Below are 16,804 nucleotides of genomic sequence, written 5' to 3'. Positions count from 1 at the left end.
AAAATTGATTGTTAAAAAGCTTATATAGTTTACGAATAAAGTTGTAAAATTATCGAGTCTATTTACATTGAAATAAATGTTCTTTAGGTCTTATAAATGGGAATTTCATTAAAATGTTCCGCTACTTTCTCCTCCAATAAAAGGTCTTTCACAGCCATTAAAATCGCTTTGTTGGCGGTAAAAAGTTCCCTATTAAAATTAATGACTGTCGTTATATCGATACTTTCAATTGTAGTAAGTTGCACATCTGTGTAAAAGGTATTAAGCGCCGAGGTGTAGTTTTTTTGAATGCTATTAAATAAAGATACAAGTTCGTCAAAACTAGACTGTTTTTCTTTGAATAAGAGTCCATTTAATTTTAAATAGAGGCTTTCAGTTTCTTTTTTGTTGTGCATAAAAAACTGGTATTTGATATCTTTTGAAGAGTGGCTCAGATTTGTAATATTACTATCAATATCTTTTACACTTTTGACGGCATGCATAGCACTTCGTACGGCTGATATTAATTGGTTGAGTTCTGAACTTTGTTCACTGTTCAACTTTGCTCTTAATTTTAGATGGAACGCCTGTAACTCACCTTGGAGCTGTTTCAGAAACTCATATTTTTCTTCACTTGTTTTCGAATTATAGTTCCGTTTTTCATTAATTGCTGTAAAATCACTTTGTTTGTGAAAATCGAAGTTGTTGATTTTAAATAATTCCAGATTGAAAAGTATTGAGTTGTGTATAAAGTAGTTGGCTTCTAGACGAAATAAATCCAGTGCCGATTCCGGTTCCTCAATGGAAGCATGGCCTATAAAAGCCGCAGTATTGCCATCCGTATTTTTGAAAAAACGCTCTAAAAATTTAGTAAATGAATCTAATACTGGAAGAAACAGCACGATGGCTAATAAATTGATCAGACTAGAAAAGGTAACCAAACCAATCAACGGATCTTTAATTTTTATGATATCAGTAATTAGTAATAAAATGGGTTTTAATAAGATAAATGCAATGGCAGTAATGAAAATATTGAAAAATAAATTGCCCAGAGCTACCCTTTTTTTGGAAGCATTGCCACCAATGGCACTTACTAATATTTTAATAATTGTCCCAGTTTCTCCGCCTAAAACTATAGCAGCTGCCATAGGAAATCCAATTGCTCCAGCGTTTAATGCACTTAATGTCAGTGCCATGGTCACGGAGCTTGATTGTACAATCAGTGTAATTAAAAAACCAATAATCAGAAAAAAAAGTAATGGCATGGAAGCATAATGCGAAAAGTCAAAGTGCTGAACTTGTGATTCCATCGCTGATTTCATAAAGGAAAGTCCGATGAACATCAATCCAAATCCCAAAAGAAAATAAGAAACGTATTTTATTTTTTTTCGGTTTCCTAATAGGATTAGTAGAAAACCGCCTAAGCAAACGGCTGGATAAGCAATGACTTCAATATTCGTTTTAAAGCCGAGTGTGGCCACTAACCAACTGGCAATTGTTGTTCCTAAATTTGCGCCCAAGATAATGGACATCGCATTTTTCATTGTAAAAACACCAGCGCCAACAAAAGCTAAAACCATTAAAGAAACCATAGAACTGCTCTGGAGAATACCAGTTACAATGGTACCACCCACTACAGCGCCAATATTGTTTTTTGTAATCCGTTGCAAAAATAGTTTGAAACTTCTTCCAGAGAGTTTCTTAAGGGATTCCTCAACAAGGTAAATAGCGAATAGGAATAAACCCACGCCAGCTCCCAGTTTTAGTATTGTATTGAAAGTTTCCATAGCTTAAATTGGTACTAAAGATACTGAAATTTATAAGATGGTACACGAACCAATCTAATCCTTATTTATAGCGATTAAAAAGGATAATGGAGCCGATTTAACTTTGAATTGGTGATAAAAGGAATGTAAACAATAGTTTTAATTTTTACTAATGAGTTTCAAAAAGGCTATTTTTCAACAGATAACGTTTAAGGTAAACACCTACTTAAATAGTGTTCCAGCAAATTACGGCTATTCTTGCTGAAGGGGTACTTAAGAGAGCTGTTATGATGGTCTTCTTAAAAAAAGTACGATGGTTGTATTCAATCGTTGTTTAGTGGAACCAATCGAATTTATGCGCTAGTTTTCCGTGATTTTAAAATATGGTGCCTTAAAAACGGCACAGTCTCCTAGAAGTGTTGGGTAGATTATGATGAACATAGTAACACAGATAGTACTTGTATTTTAGAATTAATAATCAGAATAGTCAGTAGGATACATAAACGTGATATCCATGTGCGATACATTATTTTGATATTTTGGGAGGGAGGACATTTCTTTCCATTCTGGTGCTTCTGAAAAAAAGTTCCAATGTGCTTCGCGACTCGCCTTATCGGCAAAAGTAGTCAGGTACATTAGGTTAGGCATTTTGGCACCGGAGATGACTTCGCCATAAAAGACAGCATTAAATCCGAGTTTATCAAACAGTTTTATTTCTCCACCACCATTAAACATGTCTACTTTGTTGGCGTAAATGGTTTCAGTTGCTGATTCGTAACTTCTTAATTCATAAACACGATTGTTTCTTATGCTATTCAATATTGGTTTTTTTAGTAACGGATGATCTGAAAAAGCTTTTAGTAAAACGGATTCTATTCTCAGGTAAGGCGGCTGCTTGTGCGTTGCATTCAAATAGGGAGCACCTGCAAGCAAGTACCTTTTGTCTTTTGCTAGTTTTTTGTCTAGCGTTAGAAATCCTTCTAAAGTAGAAAAAGGGATTATCACGATAATTTTTTTTAGCGTATCCGTGCGGTTAGATATAGGTTTAAAAACACCTATATCTTTAATTCCTAGTTTTTTTAAACCGGGTAAATATGCCTCCTTTAAGTACAGGTCAGTAGTTTGTTCTTGTTGTTCGTTTTTAAAAATATACGTTTTAATTTGGTAATATTCCTCAGCTGACGCTTTTGATAGTGCGCTTTTTGTATCCGTAAATAATGAATTAAAACTGCTAAAGATCAAAATCAATAGCAATGCTGGGAATAGTTTTGATAATTTCATTATTGGTTTTTTTATGGATTAGTAGCTAATGTATAACATAATTATAAAAGTATAAAAAGAAACGGATGCATGGGGAAACAAATATTTTTACTCCATCCTAGTTTACTTTTCCTTTTTTGACCCACTGATCATTCTCGAAATTAATCCATTCTGTGTCGTAAACTCTGATAAGAAAACACCTCCTAAGTGAAGAACGATAAAGGTCAACAAATAGTAAATCGAAAGTACGTGTATTTGTTCCATTGGCTCTTTTAAATTTTTTGGACCTAAAACGATAATTAAACCTGTCGTTAGAGAAATGGCTACACAGACATAAAAAATGGCATAAATGTAATATTGGAATTTTTCCTGTACCGTAAGGCCACGACTAAAAGGATTAGAGAACTTCATCTGTCCAAAAAACGGAAGCAAAATTCGGATGCTGTACAAACCTACCAAAGCGTATCCAATATAAATATGCCAATCCCACATAGGTTTTCTTATTTTTTTGGCAAGTGTAAGGAGCTGGTCTTGTGATAAAGATTGATTTGTAGTCGCTAAATAATCTTGAATGATTAGTGCGACATTGTTTTTGTTCATCCACGTAAGTCTTAAAAATATAGTAAAAAGCATTGCCATGAAACAAATTGCAATGGACCAATGCATAATTCTATAAGTGACGGAGTAGCTTCTTGTTCTCATGATTTTTTAGAATTAGTTGATTACTCTTTTTTAAACCTTAATTAAGTAGAAATGATAAAACAAATAGGATTGGATTCTTCAATTTATTAAAGACTGATAAAATCTTCACTTTTAGGAAAAAGACTGATGGCTTCAATAGCAATTTCAGGTGTAGGTTGAGCAATTTTTCGCAATTTTGTATCCATCCAAGCCCCATCAACAGTTATTATGGCGCAAAGTTTATCCTCTTCATTCAAGAACTCATGCACAATAGACCAGCGTGAAGCATCGGGTTTCATTTTAGAAATTTTGGTACGCATTATGATTTTATCAGAAAGTTTTATTTCTTTTCTAAAAATACATTCTTCTCTAAATAGAATTGGACCAAAATGCTGCGCTTGTAAAACTTTCATCGTTAGGCCTAAACCTTCTAGAATTTCAATACGATGTTGTGCACCAAAGTCATAATAAGCACTGTGGCGTACATGAAAATTAGGGTCTAAGTCAGACCAACGAAAGGATAATTCTTTGCTAAAAGATGTCATTATTGTTTTTTTTAAGTTTTTTTATTAGGTCTCTTTTGCATTTAAATAGAGCAGCAGAAAGACAAAGTGCTATGGTCAAAACTACGCAATATATGTGGAACGAAAACCAACTAAATCAATTCTTTTACCCTTTATTAGAACGTTAAAATCAAACGGAGTCTGTAAAACTGTTGTTTCTTCTAAAAAAATATAATTATAAACGGTCTTTTGGATTGCAATCAGCAAGGTTAAATAGCGAATAGTATACTTTGTCTTCTTTAAGAATTTTTGTTAAGGGAAAACGACAGGCAATTTTCGGCACTGCATCTTCTATTAGCATGAAAGGTTCAATTGGGTTAATGATAAATGATTATAGCATTTTTTTCATGGAACCAGTTTCTAAGAATCGCAAATGAAATTTAAAAGCTTCTTCCAGAAGATGTGGTGTGTGACCACCGCGAAGTTTGGAACGATTAAAATAATCCGATAATTCTTCTTTGTACTCGGGATGAACACAATTTTCGATAATTACTTTGGCGCGTTCTCTTGGCGCCAGACCTCTCAAATCAGCGACTCCTTGCTCCGTGATCAAAACATCGACATCATGTTCCGTATGATCTACATGGGAAACCATTGGTAAAACATGAGAAACAGCATTTCCTTCTTTAGAGGAGGATTGGGTTACAAAAATACTCAGATAGGCATTTCGAGCAAAATCACCTGACCCGCCAATGCCGTTCATCATCTTGGTTCCAGCAATGTGCGTTGAATTTACATTGCCGTAAATATCAAATTCTATCGCTGTGTTGATTGCAATAACGCCTAATCTTCTGATGACCTCAGCCGAATTGCTTATGGTTTGCGGACGAAGTAGCATCTTATCTTTATAAAAATCAAAATTAGCCAGTATTTTTTTATAACAATTTTCTGAAACAGTAATAGAAGAAGCCGAAGCGAAATTCATTTTTCCGCTATCTATAAGTTCAAAGGTGCTGTCTTGCAAAACTTCGGAATACATCACTAAATTCTCAAAACTACTTTTCGCAAATCCAGACATAACAGCATTGGCTACTTTTCCAATTCCAGCCTGAAGTGGCATCAACGAATTGGTTAAGCGCCCTGCTGTAATTTCATTTTCTAAAAAACCTAAAAGATGCCCCGCAATAGCGGCAGTTTTTACATCTATTTCCGTAGGCTGAGCCGGACTGTCTAGAATTTCTGTAAAAACAATTCCCACTACTTTTTTAGAATCAATGGTAATATATTCCTGACCAATTCTATCGTTTGAAGCCGTCACATTAAGAATTTGTCTGTTTGGATAATTTTCAGAAATGTAAACATCATGAATTCCTTTGAATCCCAGTGGAATAGAAGTGTTTATTTCAATTATAATTTTATCTGCTAAATGAGCAAATGTAGGCGAGTTACCAACAGAAGTCGTGGGAATAATATTTCCATTTTCATCAATATAAGTGGCTTCAATTACCGCAATATCAATTTTTGGCAGGTGTTTATTTTCTAACATTTCAGCCGTTTCACTTAAATGTTGGTCAATATAAAGTATTTCGCCATCGTTTATTTTTTTTCGCAAAGCAGCATCGGACTGGAAAGGCATTCTTTTATACAAAGCATTATTATTGGCTAAATCAGTGTCGGTAGTTTGTCCTAAAGAGGCACCGGTAATCAAAGTGATTGCAATATTTTCAAATTTTGCTCTTTCTGCAAAAGCAGGTAATACAGCTTTACTATCGCCAGCTTTGGTAAAACCACTAGTTCCAACGGTCATTTTGTCCTTGAAAAAAAGAGCTGCTTCCTGCGCTGTAATAACTTTGTCTTTGTAACTTTGAAATTTGATTCTATCCGATTGCATAATTGGTTTTTTACTAATAAAATTAACGGAAAATTGATGTTTTAATAAAGATTAAATCAATTATTTTTAATTTGATTTATTTGCCATACAATTTTAATACAATTACGCATTGGTTTTGTATCCTAATACGCCAAAAACATATTCAGATAAGCCACAATGAATTTAATAGCAGTTTCCGCAGAGAAATATTACATTAAAGAAGTAGATACCGATAAAAAAAGTATTTATTGCCATCATGATTTAATGGGGGAATTATTGATTCCAACTCACAAGCATGATAAAGCTCAAATGCTCTATTCCGAAGGTGGTATTGTCTACGTCACCACCGAAACGAGAACTTATTTCCTCCCAGCTCGCCATTTTATATGGATTCCAGGTGGTGTAGCACACAGCATTCATCCCAGCTCTGAAAAAGTGATGATGCGAAATTTGTATTTTCCTATTGAAAAAGATGAAGAATCTTTTTATGAAACAGAAGGAATTTATCCTGTTAATGATCTTTTGTTGCAAATGATGCTTTTCACGAATCGATGGAACGGAAACCTGAAAAAAGGAAGTCGAAATTTTATCATTGCCAATGCTATAAAAGCTATTTTACCAGAAATTTGCCGGACTAAATTGCCTTTGTCCTTACCCTCTCCAAAAGACATGCGGTTGCTAAAGATTATTGACTATTTAGAAAAAAACTGGGGAGATACGATTTTGTTTTCGGACCTGGCCAGTCGCTTTGGTTTTAGCGAGCGATCGTTATACCGTTTGTTTCAGAAAGATTTGGGTATGTCTTTTATTCAATATTTTACGATCCGACGAATTTTGAAAGCAATAGAATTATTACTTGAAAAAAAACTTTCCATAAGCGAAGTGGCGCGGACTGTTGGATACAACAGTGTTCCCACGTTCAGCAATACTTTTTTCAAAATATTGGGACAGCGCCCTTCTGATTATTTAAATGGTGTCGAAATACTGAAAAAAGGATAAGCTCATGTTCAGAATCACCTTCGTTTTTAATTTTGTCCGATATGAATACATATTTGACTTTTGATGTTTTTACAGCATCAATAAAATTAAAGACCTTTGTGTACTATTCTTTTATCTTTATTATGTTTCTTAAAAAGCAGGTTACACCAGAGCAACCTAAGATTAATTTTTTAAAAAGTGTATTGTTAACATTACTCTTGTTTCCATACGCAATGGCAGTACAAGCCCAACAATCCGTTGCACTCACTTTACCTGAAGCGATGCGAATTGCCAACGAAAATAACAGGACCATTCGAAAAGCCCAAATCCAAAGAAAGATTACGGAGACAGAAATTAGAACTGCTAAAAATCTTCGTTTACCTGAAGTTCATTTTAATGCCATGTATTCGCGATTGTCAGATTTAACGCAGTATCGTGGTGGTTTTTTTAGCCAAAAAGAGACGATTGCGCCACTGCCAGGTAATTTGATTTACGATGCCGTTTCAAACTTCCGAATGCCTATTTATGAGGCAAATGGCATCAACAATGCGATAAAAAAATCAAAACTACAAAGTGAAATTGCAGAAATCAACGTAGAGAAGGCAGAGAATGATGTGCGTTTAGAGGTTGTGGCTACTTTTTTGGGTATTTACAAAATGATGGAACTTCAAAAAATTATTGATGAAAGCATTAAAGAAGAACAAGAGCGATTAAAAGAGGTAAAAGTATTTAAAGCGTTTGGAACAGTGACAAAAAATGAAGTCTTGCGTGCCGAATTGCAACTTTCAGATCGGGAATTGACTGCTTTGACGAACAATAAAAATTGCACGATTGCACTTCAAGAGTTGAAAACAGTATTGCAATTGCCGGAGGAATCCAATATAGAAATAGATACAACAGGCCTATTTGATAGGGACACGATGGAGGATTATGATTTCTATTTTAAGAAGACTATGCAAAATGAGGAAATGAAAATGGCGAGTGGGGAAGTAGCGGTCAAAAAGACAGAGCTAAAAATGGTCAAAGCAAAGTATCTGCCTAAAATTGGATTTTTTGGAAATTACAATTTACGGTATCCTAATTACATGGCGTTTCGATTGGACATGCCTTTTTTATATACCATTGGTCAAATTGGTGTGGAAGCTACGTATGATTTGTCAGCTTTGTACAAAAATAAGGTGCAGGTTCAAGTGGCTAACTTACAATTAGAATTGCAGCAAAATGAATCCGAAATAGTTAAAAATGAGATGACTGATAAAGTATTTAGGCAGCACACCCAATATCAGGAAATAAGCGATCAATTGGTGGTTACCAAGAAAGCATTGGATTTAGCCCAAGAGAATTATCGCATTGTTAAAGTAAAATACCTCAACCAACTTGTTTTAATTACTGAAATGGTGGATGCAGATAATGCCTTGCTTCAGGCCAAGTTTAATAGAATAGCTACCAGAATCGATGCGTTGATGAAACAATACGAATTGCTTCATACAGCGGGAATTCTTTCCAAAAAATAATTCAAGTTTTTATATAATTTTTAGTTCTCAGCGAATATGATAAAAATAGAAAATTCATCAAGAGCCCACAAATCATTTAGTAAACTGATTACAGTGATTGCAACTGTTTTAGTGGTCATGGGAATTGTTCTAGGGATTTGGTTTTATTTTTTTAATAGAAATCACGAAGAAACAAATGATGCTCAGGTAGAACAATATGTAACACCTATTTTGACTCGAATAACGGGTTATGTTCAGGAAGTTCGATACAATGAAAATCAGTTTGTACACCAGGGAGACACGATAATTATACTAGACAATAGGGAATATAAATCGCATTTAAATAGTGCTTTGGCAGAGGTCGAAAATGCTAAAGCCAATGTCAATGTGATAGAAAAAAATGTTGCGACCACTTCTAATGCTATTCTGGTAAGACGATCGCAACTCGAGGCTGCAAAAAGTAAAGTTTGGCAAACAAAACTGGAATACAACCGCTATCAATCTTTATTAAAACAGGAAGCAACCACAAATCAACAAGTCGAAAAAGTTAAAGCCGATTATCAATCGGCTCAAGCCCAGTATCAAGAAATTGTCAATACCATTCAATCAGCAGCGTTAAATACTTCCGAAGCATCTGCTAAAATCCCAACGGCTCAGACCGTAATTGCAGCTAAACAGGCCGTTGCGGATAACGCTGCATTGTTTCTCTCTTATACAGTGATTACGGCTCCTTATGATGGCTTGGTGGGAAAAAAAATGATTCAGCCCGGACAACTACTAAAAGAAGGACAAGTTTTAGTCTCTATTGTGAGTAAGGAAAAATGGATTACGGCTAATTTTAAGGAAACCCAAATACAATACTTGTCTATGGGTCAAGAGGTAACGCTACAAGCTGATGCGATCAGCGGACGAAAATTCATCGGAATTATTGAATCAATATCGCCCGCTAGTGGCGCGCGTTTCTCGCTTTTACCGCCCGATAATGCCACCGGAAATTTTATTAAAATCGAGCAACGTATTCCTGTTAGAATCAGACTACAAGAACCAGCCGCTCAAACGGCTTTCCTTCGAGCAGGAATGAATGTTATAGTTGTAGCAGAACACCAATAACCAATGTCAAATAAAAGCATTTTTAAATCCTGGGTACCCAACTGGGCCAGCATCGCGATTTTGTTTATCTGTTTGACACACTCGATGGTTTTGCTAGGCGTTTACACTTCTAATTTGACGTATTCAGCCAGTTTTCTAGATGTAGAAATTGAAGATTTACAGTTTTCGATGTGTGTGACTTATGGAACTTTTTTGACTACGATTCTAATTGAAACCCGTCTATTTCAATTTTTTCCAACTAAAAAGTATTTTATAGTCATTTACAGTTTGGCAGCATTAACCTTTATTTTAACGGCTTACATTGAAAATTACGCACTGTTTATCATCTTAAGAGTAGCCGAAGGTATTTTGATGGGCCTGCCTGTGGTGCCGCTGCGACATTTCTTAATTTCAAGGTTCAAATCTAAAAATGCAGTGATTATTGGCTTTACTGTTAATTATGGTGCGTTGATGCTAGCCTCACCTTTCATCATGAATATTGCGGTGTGGCTGCTGGAAAATTATGATTGGAAATATATGGCGTATGGTTCGGCATTATTTCAAGTGATGTGTGTGGCTTTAATTATGATAACTTTTGAAGGACATCGTTTTCATAGAAAAATTCCTTTATATCAAGTAGATTGGGCAAGTTCTATTCTTTTACTCACGGCCATTTTATCAGGAGCATTTTTCTTTGTTTATGGAGAAAAGAAATATTGGTTCGATTCCCACCAAATAATTTCAGCATTAGTTCTTTCATTAATCACGGGAGGTTTATTTATTTTTCGACAAATGATGCTCAAGCGACCTACCTTTGATCTCAATGTATTTCGCTATGCTAATTTACGAACCGGATTAGTCCTTTCGGTATTTTTTTATATCGCCCGATCGACTTTGAATATTTGTCACAGTACCATGTTTGTAATTTGGAATTGGGAACCTTCAAGAGTGGCGCATGTGCAATATTTAAATGTATTTGGGAATGTAATAGGAATGTTTTTAGCGGGACTGTTTTTAGCAAAGGCACTGAGCATACGTTTTATATTTATAATAGGATTTTCACTTTTTGCTGTTTTTCATTTGTGGTTTACTTTTCTTTTTGTCCCCGATGCTACCTTGTCTGATATCGCAATTCCTTATGTTTTACAAGGAGTGGCTGTTGGAGTTATTTTTGTGCCGTTAGTCTTATTTACTGTCTCTGCGGTACCCACTCCTTTTGCTCCGTTTGCTGGAATTGTAGGCGTAGCGGGACGTTTTTGGGGAAGTATGATGGGGTTTGCATTTATTCAAAATGCAGGTGTTTATCTGCAACACACTCATTATTCAAAGTTAATACAATCTGTAACACCTGAAAGTGCGGAAACTCAAATGCGTATTGCACAAGCAACTGAAAGTTTTATTTCTAAAGGGCATACGGAGGATAATGCGGGTCAATTAGCGTTAAAAAAAATCGCAAGTTCCGTGGCCAAACAATCGGTTTTATTGTCTAATATGGAAATCTTTACCGTCGTAGGGTATGCCATGTTAGTTATCGTCATCCTTTTGGTTATAAACCAACATATAAAACAAACCGTTGATATTTTCAAAAATAGGATATGGGGAAATTAAAATGGAATTTTTACACTTTTTTTACTTTAGAAGAGAAAAAAATAGCTAATCGCACAAAATCAAAACGGAAGCTATATACAATAGTTATATTTTATACTACAAATCTAAAACAGGAACTTTCGATTTATCTGGATTAATTTTGGTACCCTTTTCTATATTTAATTCTCAATTTTAGGTATTGATTTTAAGAGGTGATTTTAATGTGGAGCTTATAATTTTTATCTAAATTCTACCGCAGCTCTGGCTTTGCCTGCGAATGGTTTGGTCAAAAAAATTTTATTTGGGGCATCAATCCATGTGATTGTTTTAAACGACAGCACTGAAAATCAACAAAAAAAGAAAAGTTTCAATTTAAACCTAGTGCTTTAGCTGATTTTTCTGAATTTTATTTTTGTAGCTGAAATAGTTTGACGACTTTTTTTTACCTTATCTAAAATTACAACTAACGCCGCTCCACATAGTTGTGATTTTTGCTTGTTTTCCCATGCCGTCAAAAATTCCATATAGGCCAGAAGTCGTTGAGAATTCATATCCCAAACTGGATTTCTTCACGATAATCACATAAGCGCTTTCCATTTCGCCTCTCGTAGATCCAATACCGATTCCTGCCATGGTAGTACTCTTTGTTGTATTTCGTGGGTTGAGGCTTACATACCAACCCGCAAATTCCCAGCGGCTTTCTGATTCTACTGATTGTGCCCCTTTTTTCTGAAACACTAGCGTCAATCCATTATTTCAAGATGCCATTTTTAGCGGTCCAGCGCCACATTCCGCATTAATTCCTTCGGATATTGGTTTTGATTGTAAAATTCTAGACACGATTTCTTTCATTTCATCAAAGGGTTTGCCAAAAGGAATTTCCGATGTGGAACCCGTCGTTTTATTTATTGCTTGTAATGCATTTGACGTTAGAATGAGTTGGTGAGTCTTTTGCGTTTGTATAGCGGTCACACTATCGGTTGTCTTTTGGTTGCTTTCTTCAACAATGTGCAAAGTGTCTGCCTTTTTTTTAATTGGTGCTTTTGGCGCTTGGTTGTCTTTGTTTTGACAATTCAAAAGCAATACTGAAATAAGAATTAGAAAAGAAGATAATTTCATAGTAAGTGTTTTAAATTAAATAGTGTCATTCCTTAAAATACTATTTTTGATGATGGGTATCTACATTATTTTTTTCAATTTGTTAGTTTGAAATAGAAGGTAGCATTTTTCTTTATTCAAAAAAGAAATGTTTTTAAAATAGGGTAGATGCAAGTAATAACGGGAAAGCCAGCGGTTTGCCAATTATTACCCGCACAGTTAAGTATATTTTTTTTCAAATGTTGGGATATGGAAGTCCAAAGATAGCCTAAGAAGTCGTTTATTATAGAAATAGCAAAGGGAATTGGTAGTAATTTTGCAAAAAAAAACCGCTGTATTGGTACAACGGTTTATAAAATAAAAGTTTTAAACCTTATTTAGGCATCACTACAGTATCGATTGCATGAATTACTCCATTTGAAGCAGCTACATCAGCAAGAACAACTGTTGCCATTCCGCCATTGGCATCTGTTAACATTACTTTACCGTCTTTCAAACTTAAAACGATTGTACCTCCTTGAACGGTGGTAACAGTGTATTTTCCGTTGTTTTTGTTAATGGCGTCAATTACTGTTGCAGCGTCAAATTTACCTGATACTACGTGGTACGTCAAAACTGCTTTCAGTTTATCAAGACTTTCTGGTTTCAATAAACCATCTACAGTTCCTGCAGGAAGTTTATCAAATGCAGCGTTGTTTGGTGCAAAAACAGTGAAAGGACCTTCACTACTTAACGTTTCAACTAAACCTGCTGCTTTTACAGCTGCTACAAGTGTTGAGAAATCTGCATTTCCAGAGGCTACTCCTACAATGTTTGGTGTTTCCACTACAACTGTAGTGTCCATTGCTACTGCTGTTGAATCAGTCATGTCTGTTGATTCTGCTTGTTTTTTTTCTCCACAAGAAGTAGTGATTACTCCTAATAATACAAATACACTAATTGTTTTTACTAATTTCATAGTCAATATTTTAAGTTTAAATTAAATTAAGATACTCAAAGGTAAACAATAATATGGTTTGTTTACTCTTTTTAACAACATTTTAAACAAATTATAAAAAATAATTTTTTGCGGCCCTAGCTTTTCCGCTGTGCTTATATAAGTGGACAATAGCCAGACAGAGCGAGTTCTTGCCAGTTCCCTATTTTTAGGTGGTTTTTTCCAAAAAGCCTTTTGGAAGTCCAAAATAAGTGGTGGAATATCTGGGAAGATATACTCATAAAATAGCCATTAGCAACAACCGCATCCAAAGTATTGACCATCAAAACGTGACTTTTGCGTACAAGGATTACAGGCAAAACGGGTTCAAAAAACAAATGACACTGACGCACTCCGAATTTATCCGACGGTTTGCATTGCATATTTTGCCCAAACGTTTTACTTCGTCAGTTCGCCCTTTGGGCTCGGGTGTAAAAATACGGCATTACGGTTTTTTGAGCAGTGCTTGGAAACGTCAAAAGCTCAAGCTTTTGCAGGAGAAATTAAAAGTAAAAGTGCTAGAAAAAGTAGAGAAGAAACCTTTTTTGCCCAAATGTCCGTGTTGCAAAACGGGTAATTTACACCGAATAGCGGTTTTCGACCAGCGTGGTCCGCCTGCTTGGTATCTTGGCGGTAGCCACAGTTCTAATTCCTATGAAAGCTAATTTTGTGGGTAAGGGATTTTATGGATAAATGTGAATGAAATCACTATAAAAATTGCTCTTACAATACGGCAAAAAAAAAGAGGACTCCAAATCCTCTTGAAATCCTCCAAATAATTTTACGATAACCCCATAGTTGACGGCATGTAATCGGTTCAGTTCAACCGCGGCTTCATTGTTCGTTCTTCGAACGCAACGAAACCCTAGCTGTTAGCAGTAGTACTTACTTTCTTTTATTCTGATTTAGAAACTTAACCAATTCACTGACTAAAGTTATTGGGTTTTGCTCGTGATATTTTTTGTCAACTTGTGCTTGATAAATTGTTTCAGCTCTTTCTATTGCTTTTTCTTGTGATGCCTTATCATCGTTGTTTAATTTGTCATAGACTGATTTACAAAAGTTGTACTTTTTTCCATCTTTTTCATAGTTGATATTCCATTCTTTACTTAAGAATGAATAGTAGAAGCTCCTATGATTTTTATTATCATTGTATTGATAGTGAAGATAGAACCACAATTCAAAAGCATCATTTGAATAAGCTATTTTATAACCACAATTTTTCCCTTTGGTAATCGCATTATCAAAATCTGCAAACTCTTTTTCACCTCTTTTAAAATCCATGTCGAAAACGCACCAAACTTCATCGTATATTTTAATACTATTTTTTACAATTTCTATAGTTGATTCAATTAACTTTAATTTACTTTCTCCTTTCAAATCAATTGCTTCAACTGTAAGTGTTAAAACAGGAAATGATTCGAAGTATAATTTTTCTGTTTGACCTTCACAGATAATTAAAATTGTTTTTTTAACTTCTCTAGTTTCTATTTCATATACAGAAGCTTTGGCTTTTTTAAGCCAAGGTTTTTCAGACTTAATGTCAGTTATTTTTATTGCTTTAGTTTTTTTAGGCATTTGAAACAGAATTAATTAATTTGTCAAAATCCCCTAAAAAAGGAATTGCTCCATATTTACCTTGAATATAATCCTTTTCAAAAGAGGCATTATTTCTAATTCCTTTAAACTCAACAAGAGAATATAAATGACTCGCACCAAACTGGTCTTTTTCCACAAACTCAATTTGATCTCTTCTTAATAAGTCGTTGGACAATAAGTTTGTGTCGTGAGTAGTAAAAATTAGTTGTGAGCCAATATTGGAAGTTGAATTGAATAATTCAACAATTTTTTTTGTTAATAATGGATGAAATCTAGCATCAAATTCGTCAATAATTATTGGTCTATTATTCTTCAGTGCTTCATAAATAAAAGGACTTAATTCAAATAATTTTTGAGTCCCTTCTGATTCATTACTACTGAATGGGAAAGACTCGTTCTCGACTGCCTTTAGATTTTCATCATATTTTTTTCTAAATGAGATTAATAGTTTTCTCTTTTTCTGTTTTGTTAATTCCTTTTTAGTTTCATCTTCATTTTCACTTTCTTCCGAATCAATTTCAGGCACATCCAAAGCATCAATGTCTTCAATACCTACATCTCCATATTTCAAAAAATCTACAATGTATTTTTTCTTTTCACTGTTTGTAATAGCGTCCCCAGCAAATCTAAACATTCCTTGATGTCCTAATCCACTGATTATAATTGTTGAGCCGATTGCATTAATCAAATCTTTAGATAATTTTCCAAAGCCGAAAGTAGCGAGTGTTGATAAAAACAATGAATTATTCCTAAAAATCTCATTTTCCTCTGTTTCTTCTTCAAATAGACTGACTAATTTATATCCTTCGTTGTAATTTTTTTTATCTAATTCAATGATTTTTTTTCCTTCTCTAATGAATAATGGAAGTTCTCTTTTTTTTGGGGTAGAATAAAGCCATTCAGAATAAATTTTTTCATCATCTACTTCAAATCCATATCTATATTTAATATTATTATGCCAAAAAATTAATTGAAAAAAACTTGGTTCATTTTCTGTTTTGGTTGATAGTCGGAAAGAATCAACCAAATATAAAATATCTTCATCTTTAATTGAAGTTTTAATAATTCTAATAAATGTAGCTAATGCCTTAATAATATTGCTTTTACCACTAGCATTTGCGCCGTAAATAGCTTTAGTCTTTAAAAATAAATTAGAGTTTTCATCAATAACATTATTGACATCAATTTCTTTATTGTGAGATTTGATTTTTGCAGCTGATAAATTTAAAGTCTGAATTTCTTTAAATGACTTAAAGTTACCAAAACTAAATTCTTGAATTTTCATCTTATTTGATAATTTGTAATTATTATGTAAATATATAAATAAGAATTGATTTTTCCGCGAATTAACGTTTTTTTAGTATTACTGCTAACGTTCCGCGGCTTCAAGAAGTGGCGAACTTCGTAACCGCATATTTTCCATTAAGATAATATCTTGCGAAAGAAATACATCAATTTAGCACTTTTCTCGCCATTTCTTGAAACCGCTGTTGAACTAAACCTACGGTAGTGTTTTGCCTGAAAATGTTAGTCCTTTGTAAATATATATAAAACAAATTAAGATGACAAAAAAAAGAAGATGAAGTAGTTGTACCGACTACCATCATCAGTCGTGCAGTTGCAGAGGTTCCTGATTTTGCAGTTTTATTTCATCGCTTTAAGCGAACGATGTCCGTTCTGGGCAGAAGTGAAAGTACCTGTAGAAACTACGGTCAGCATGTTGCGGCTATGGCATTGCATTTTGGAAAAATCCCAACGGAGTTAGACATTGAGCAAGTACAAGAATACTTGTTTATGCTTCAAAAACGCTCTAAAACACCTTCACAAACCTATTTTAAACATTGTGTTTACGGGCTTCGGTTTTTGCTTAAATCCGAGGGCTTGCCTTATGAATTTCTGCATTTACCGTCGATTAAACACGATAA

Annotated in this window: 14 protein-coding genes and 2 pseudogenes; 6 read left to right on the top strand and 10 right to left on the bottom strand. The window is 34.4% G+C overall.

The features are described from left to right. Positions 1–83: 83 nt before the first annotated feature. The 5 genes from BUC11_RS07675 to BUC11_RS07655 form a co-directional block, all read right to left on the bottom strand. Entirely contained in the window at positions 84–1,766 is a 1,683-nt protein-coding gene (locus BUC11_RS07675) for a Na/Pi cotransporter family protein (protein ID WP_073353070.1), read from the bottom strand. Between the two features lie 450 nt (positions 1,767–2,216). After that, a complete protein-coding gene (locus BUC11_RS07670; RefSeq protein WP_073353069.1) occupies positions 2,217–3,026 on the bottom strand; it encodes an NIPSNAP family protein in 810 nt (269 codons plus the stop codon). Between the two features lie 102 nt (positions 3,027–3,128). Beyond that, positions 3,129–3,707, bottom strand: coding sequence for a cytochrome b/b6 domain-containing protein (locus BUC11_RS07665; protein WP_073353068.1), 579 nt, complete (start codon positions 3,705–3,707; stop codon positions 3,129–3,131). A gap of 86 nt (positions 3,708–3,793) precedes the next feature. Continuing rightward, positions 3,794–4,231, bottom strand: a complete 438-nt coding sequence (locus BUC11_RS07660; protein ID WP_073353067.1) for an acyl-CoA thioesterase — start codon at positions 4,229–4,231, stop codon at positions 3,794–3,796. A 349-nt stretch (positions 4,232–4,580) separates the two neighbouring features. Next, entirely contained in the window at positions 4,581–6,080 is a 1,500-nt protein-coding gene (locus BUC11_RS07655; protein ID WP_073353066.1) for a succinate CoA transferase, read from the bottom strand. 156 nt (positions 6,081–6,236) lie between these two features. Here BUC11_RS07655 and BUC11_RS07650 point away from each other — a divergent pair, with 156 nt between their 5' ends. From BUC11_RS07650 to BUC11_RS07635, 4 genes are read left to right on the top strand one after another with little or no spacing between them, the layout of a single operon-like run. Next, positions 6,237–7,058 (top strand): helix-turn-helix domain-containing protein, encoded by an 822-nt coding sequence (locus BUC11_RS07650; protein WP_073353065.1) that lies wholly within the window; start codon positions 6,237–6,239, stop codon positions 7,056–7,058. Positions 7,059–7,099: 41 nt separating this feature from the next. Continuing rightward, complete coding sequence (locus BUC11_RS07645; protein WP_245793809.1) at positions 7,100–8,551, top strand: TolC family protein; 1,452 nt, start codon at positions 7,100–7,102, stop codon at positions 8,549–8,551. A 36-nt stretch (positions 8,552–8,587) separates the two neighbouring features. Next, positions 8,588–9,640, top strand: a complete 1,053-nt coding sequence (locus tag BUC11_RS07640) for an HlyD family secretion protein (protein ID WP_073353064.1) — start codon at positions 8,588–8,590, stop codon at positions 9,638–9,640. A gap of 3 nt (positions 9,641–9,643) precedes the next feature. After that, the gene (locus tag BUC11_RS07635) at positions 9,644–11,227 is read left to right on the top strand and encodes an MFS transporter (RefSeq protein ID WP_073353063.1); all 1,584 of its coding nucleotides are present in this window, start codon (positions 9,644–9,646) and stop codon (positions 11,225–11,227) included. Between the two features lie 426 nt (positions 11,228–11,653). On the opposite strand, the gene BUC11_RS07630 is transcribed toward BUC11_RS07635, so the two are convergent. The 3 genes from BUC11_RS07630 to BUC11_RS07620 form a co-directional block, all read right to left on the bottom strand. Then, positions 11,654–11,953: a hypothetical protein gene (locus tag BUC11_RS07630; protein WP_139259441.1), complete on the bottom strand. Its 300-nt coding sequence runs from the start codon at positions 11,951–11,953 to the stop codon at positions 11,654–11,656. Between the two features lie 9 nt (positions 11,954–11,962). Next, positions 11,963–12,325 (bottom strand): hypothetical protein, encoded by a 363-nt coding sequence (locus BUC11_RS07625; protein ID WP_073353061.1) that lies wholly within the window; start codon positions 12,323–12,325, stop codon positions 11,963–11,965. Between the two features lie 352 nt (positions 12,326–12,677). Continuing rightward, positions 12,678–13,262: a fasciclin domain-containing protein gene (locus BUC11_RS07620; protein ID WP_139259440.1), complete on the bottom strand. Its 585-nt coding sequence runs from the start codon at positions 13,260–13,262 to the stop codon at positions 12,678–12,680. Positions 13,263–13,453: 191 nt separating this feature from the next. Here BUC11_RS07620 and BUC11_RS07615 point away from each other — a divergent pair. Continuing rightward, positions 13,454–13,945, top strand: a pseudogene (locus tag BUC11_RS07615) (IS91 family transposase); the annotation flags it as partial. 220 nt (positions 13,946–14,165) lie between these two features. Here the strand turns inward: BUC11_RS07615 and BUC11_RS07610 are convergent. Continuing rightward, on the bottom strand, positions 14,166–14,858 hold the full coding sequence (locus BUC11_RS07610; protein WP_073353060.1) for an RloB family protein: 693 nt from the start codon (positions 14,856–14,858) through the stop codon (positions 14,166–14,168). Then, positions 14,851–16,164 (bottom strand): AAA family ATPase, encoded by a 1,314-nt coding sequence (locus BUC11_RS07605; RefSeq protein WP_073353059.1) that lies wholly within the window; start codon positions 16,162–16,164, stop codon positions 14,851–14,853. Before BUC11_RS07605 ends, BUC11_RS07610 begins: the two co-directional genes overlap by 8 nt. A 383-nt stretch (positions 16,165–16,547) precedes the next feature. Here BUC11_RS07605 and BUC11_RS07600 point away from each other — a divergent pair. Beyond that, positions 16,548–16,804, top strand: a pseudogene (locus tag BUC11_RS07600) (tyrosine-type recombinase/integrase); the annotation flags it as partial.

Source organism: Flavobacterium xanthum, assembly GCF_900142695.1.
Taxonomy (GTDB): Bacteria; Bacteroidota; Bacteroidia; order Flavobacteriales; family Flavobacteriaceae; genus Flavobacterium; species Flavobacterium xanthum.
The sequence above is the reverse complement of the archived record's forward strand: the minus strand, read 5'-3'. Positions and strand labels throughout refer to the sequence as shown.

Excerpts from the sequence above, each read along its gene's own strand:
- BUC11_RS07610 (WP_073353060.1), bottom strand. The coding sequence starts at position 14,858 with ATGCCTAAAAAAACTAAAGCAATAAAAATAACTGACATTAAGTCTGAA.
- BUC11_RS07625 (WP_073353061.1), bottom strand. The coding sequence starts at position 12,325 with ATGAAATTATCTTCTTTTCTAATTCTTATTTCAGTATTGCTTTTGAAT.
- BUC11_RS07655 (WP_073353066.1), bottom strand. The coding sequence starts at position 6,080 with ATGCAATCGGATAGAATCAAATTTCAAAGTTACAAAGACAAAGTTATT.
- BUC11_RS07605 (WP_073353059.1), bottom strand. The coding sequence starts at position 16,164 with ATGAAAATTCAAGAATTTAGTTTTGGTAACTTTAAGTCATTTAAAGAA.
- BUC11_RS07650 (WP_073353065.1), top strand. The coding sequence starts at position 6,237 with ATGAATTTAATAGCAGTTTCCGCAGAGAAATATTACATTAAAGAAGTA.
- BUC11_RS07660 (WP_073353067.1), bottom strand. The coding sequence starts at position 4,231 with ATGACATCTTTTAGCAAAGAATTATCCTTTCGTTGGTCTGACTTAGAC.
- BUC11_RS07670 (WP_073353069.1), bottom strand. The coding sequence starts at position 3,026 with ATGAAATTATCAAAACTATTCCCAGCATTGCTATTGATTTTGATCTTT.
- BUC11_RS07665 (WP_073353068.1), bottom strand. The coding sequence starts at position 3,707 with ATGAGAACAAGAAGCTACTCCGTCACTTATAGAATTATGCATTGGTCC.
- BUC11_RS07675 (WP_073353070.1), bottom strand. The coding sequence starts at position 1,766 with ATGGAAACTTTCAATACAATACTAAAACTGGGAGCTGGCGTGGGTTTA.
- BUC11_RS07635 (WP_073353063.1), top strand. The coding sequence starts at position 9,644 with ATGTCAAATAAAAGCATTTTTAAATCCTGGGTACCCAACTGGGCCAGC.
- BUC11_RS07645 (WP_245793809.1), top strand. The coding sequence starts at position 7,100 with ATGAATACATATTTGACTTTTGATGTTTTTACAGCATCAATAAAATTA.
- BUC11_RS07620 (WP_139259440.1), bottom strand. The coding sequence starts at position 13,262 with ATGAAATTAGTAAAAACAATTAGTGTATTTGTATTATTAGGAGTAATC.
- BUC11_RS07640 (WP_073353064.1), top strand. The coding sequence starts at position 8,588 with ATGATAAAAATAGAAAATTCATCAAGAGCCCACAAATCATTTAGTAAA.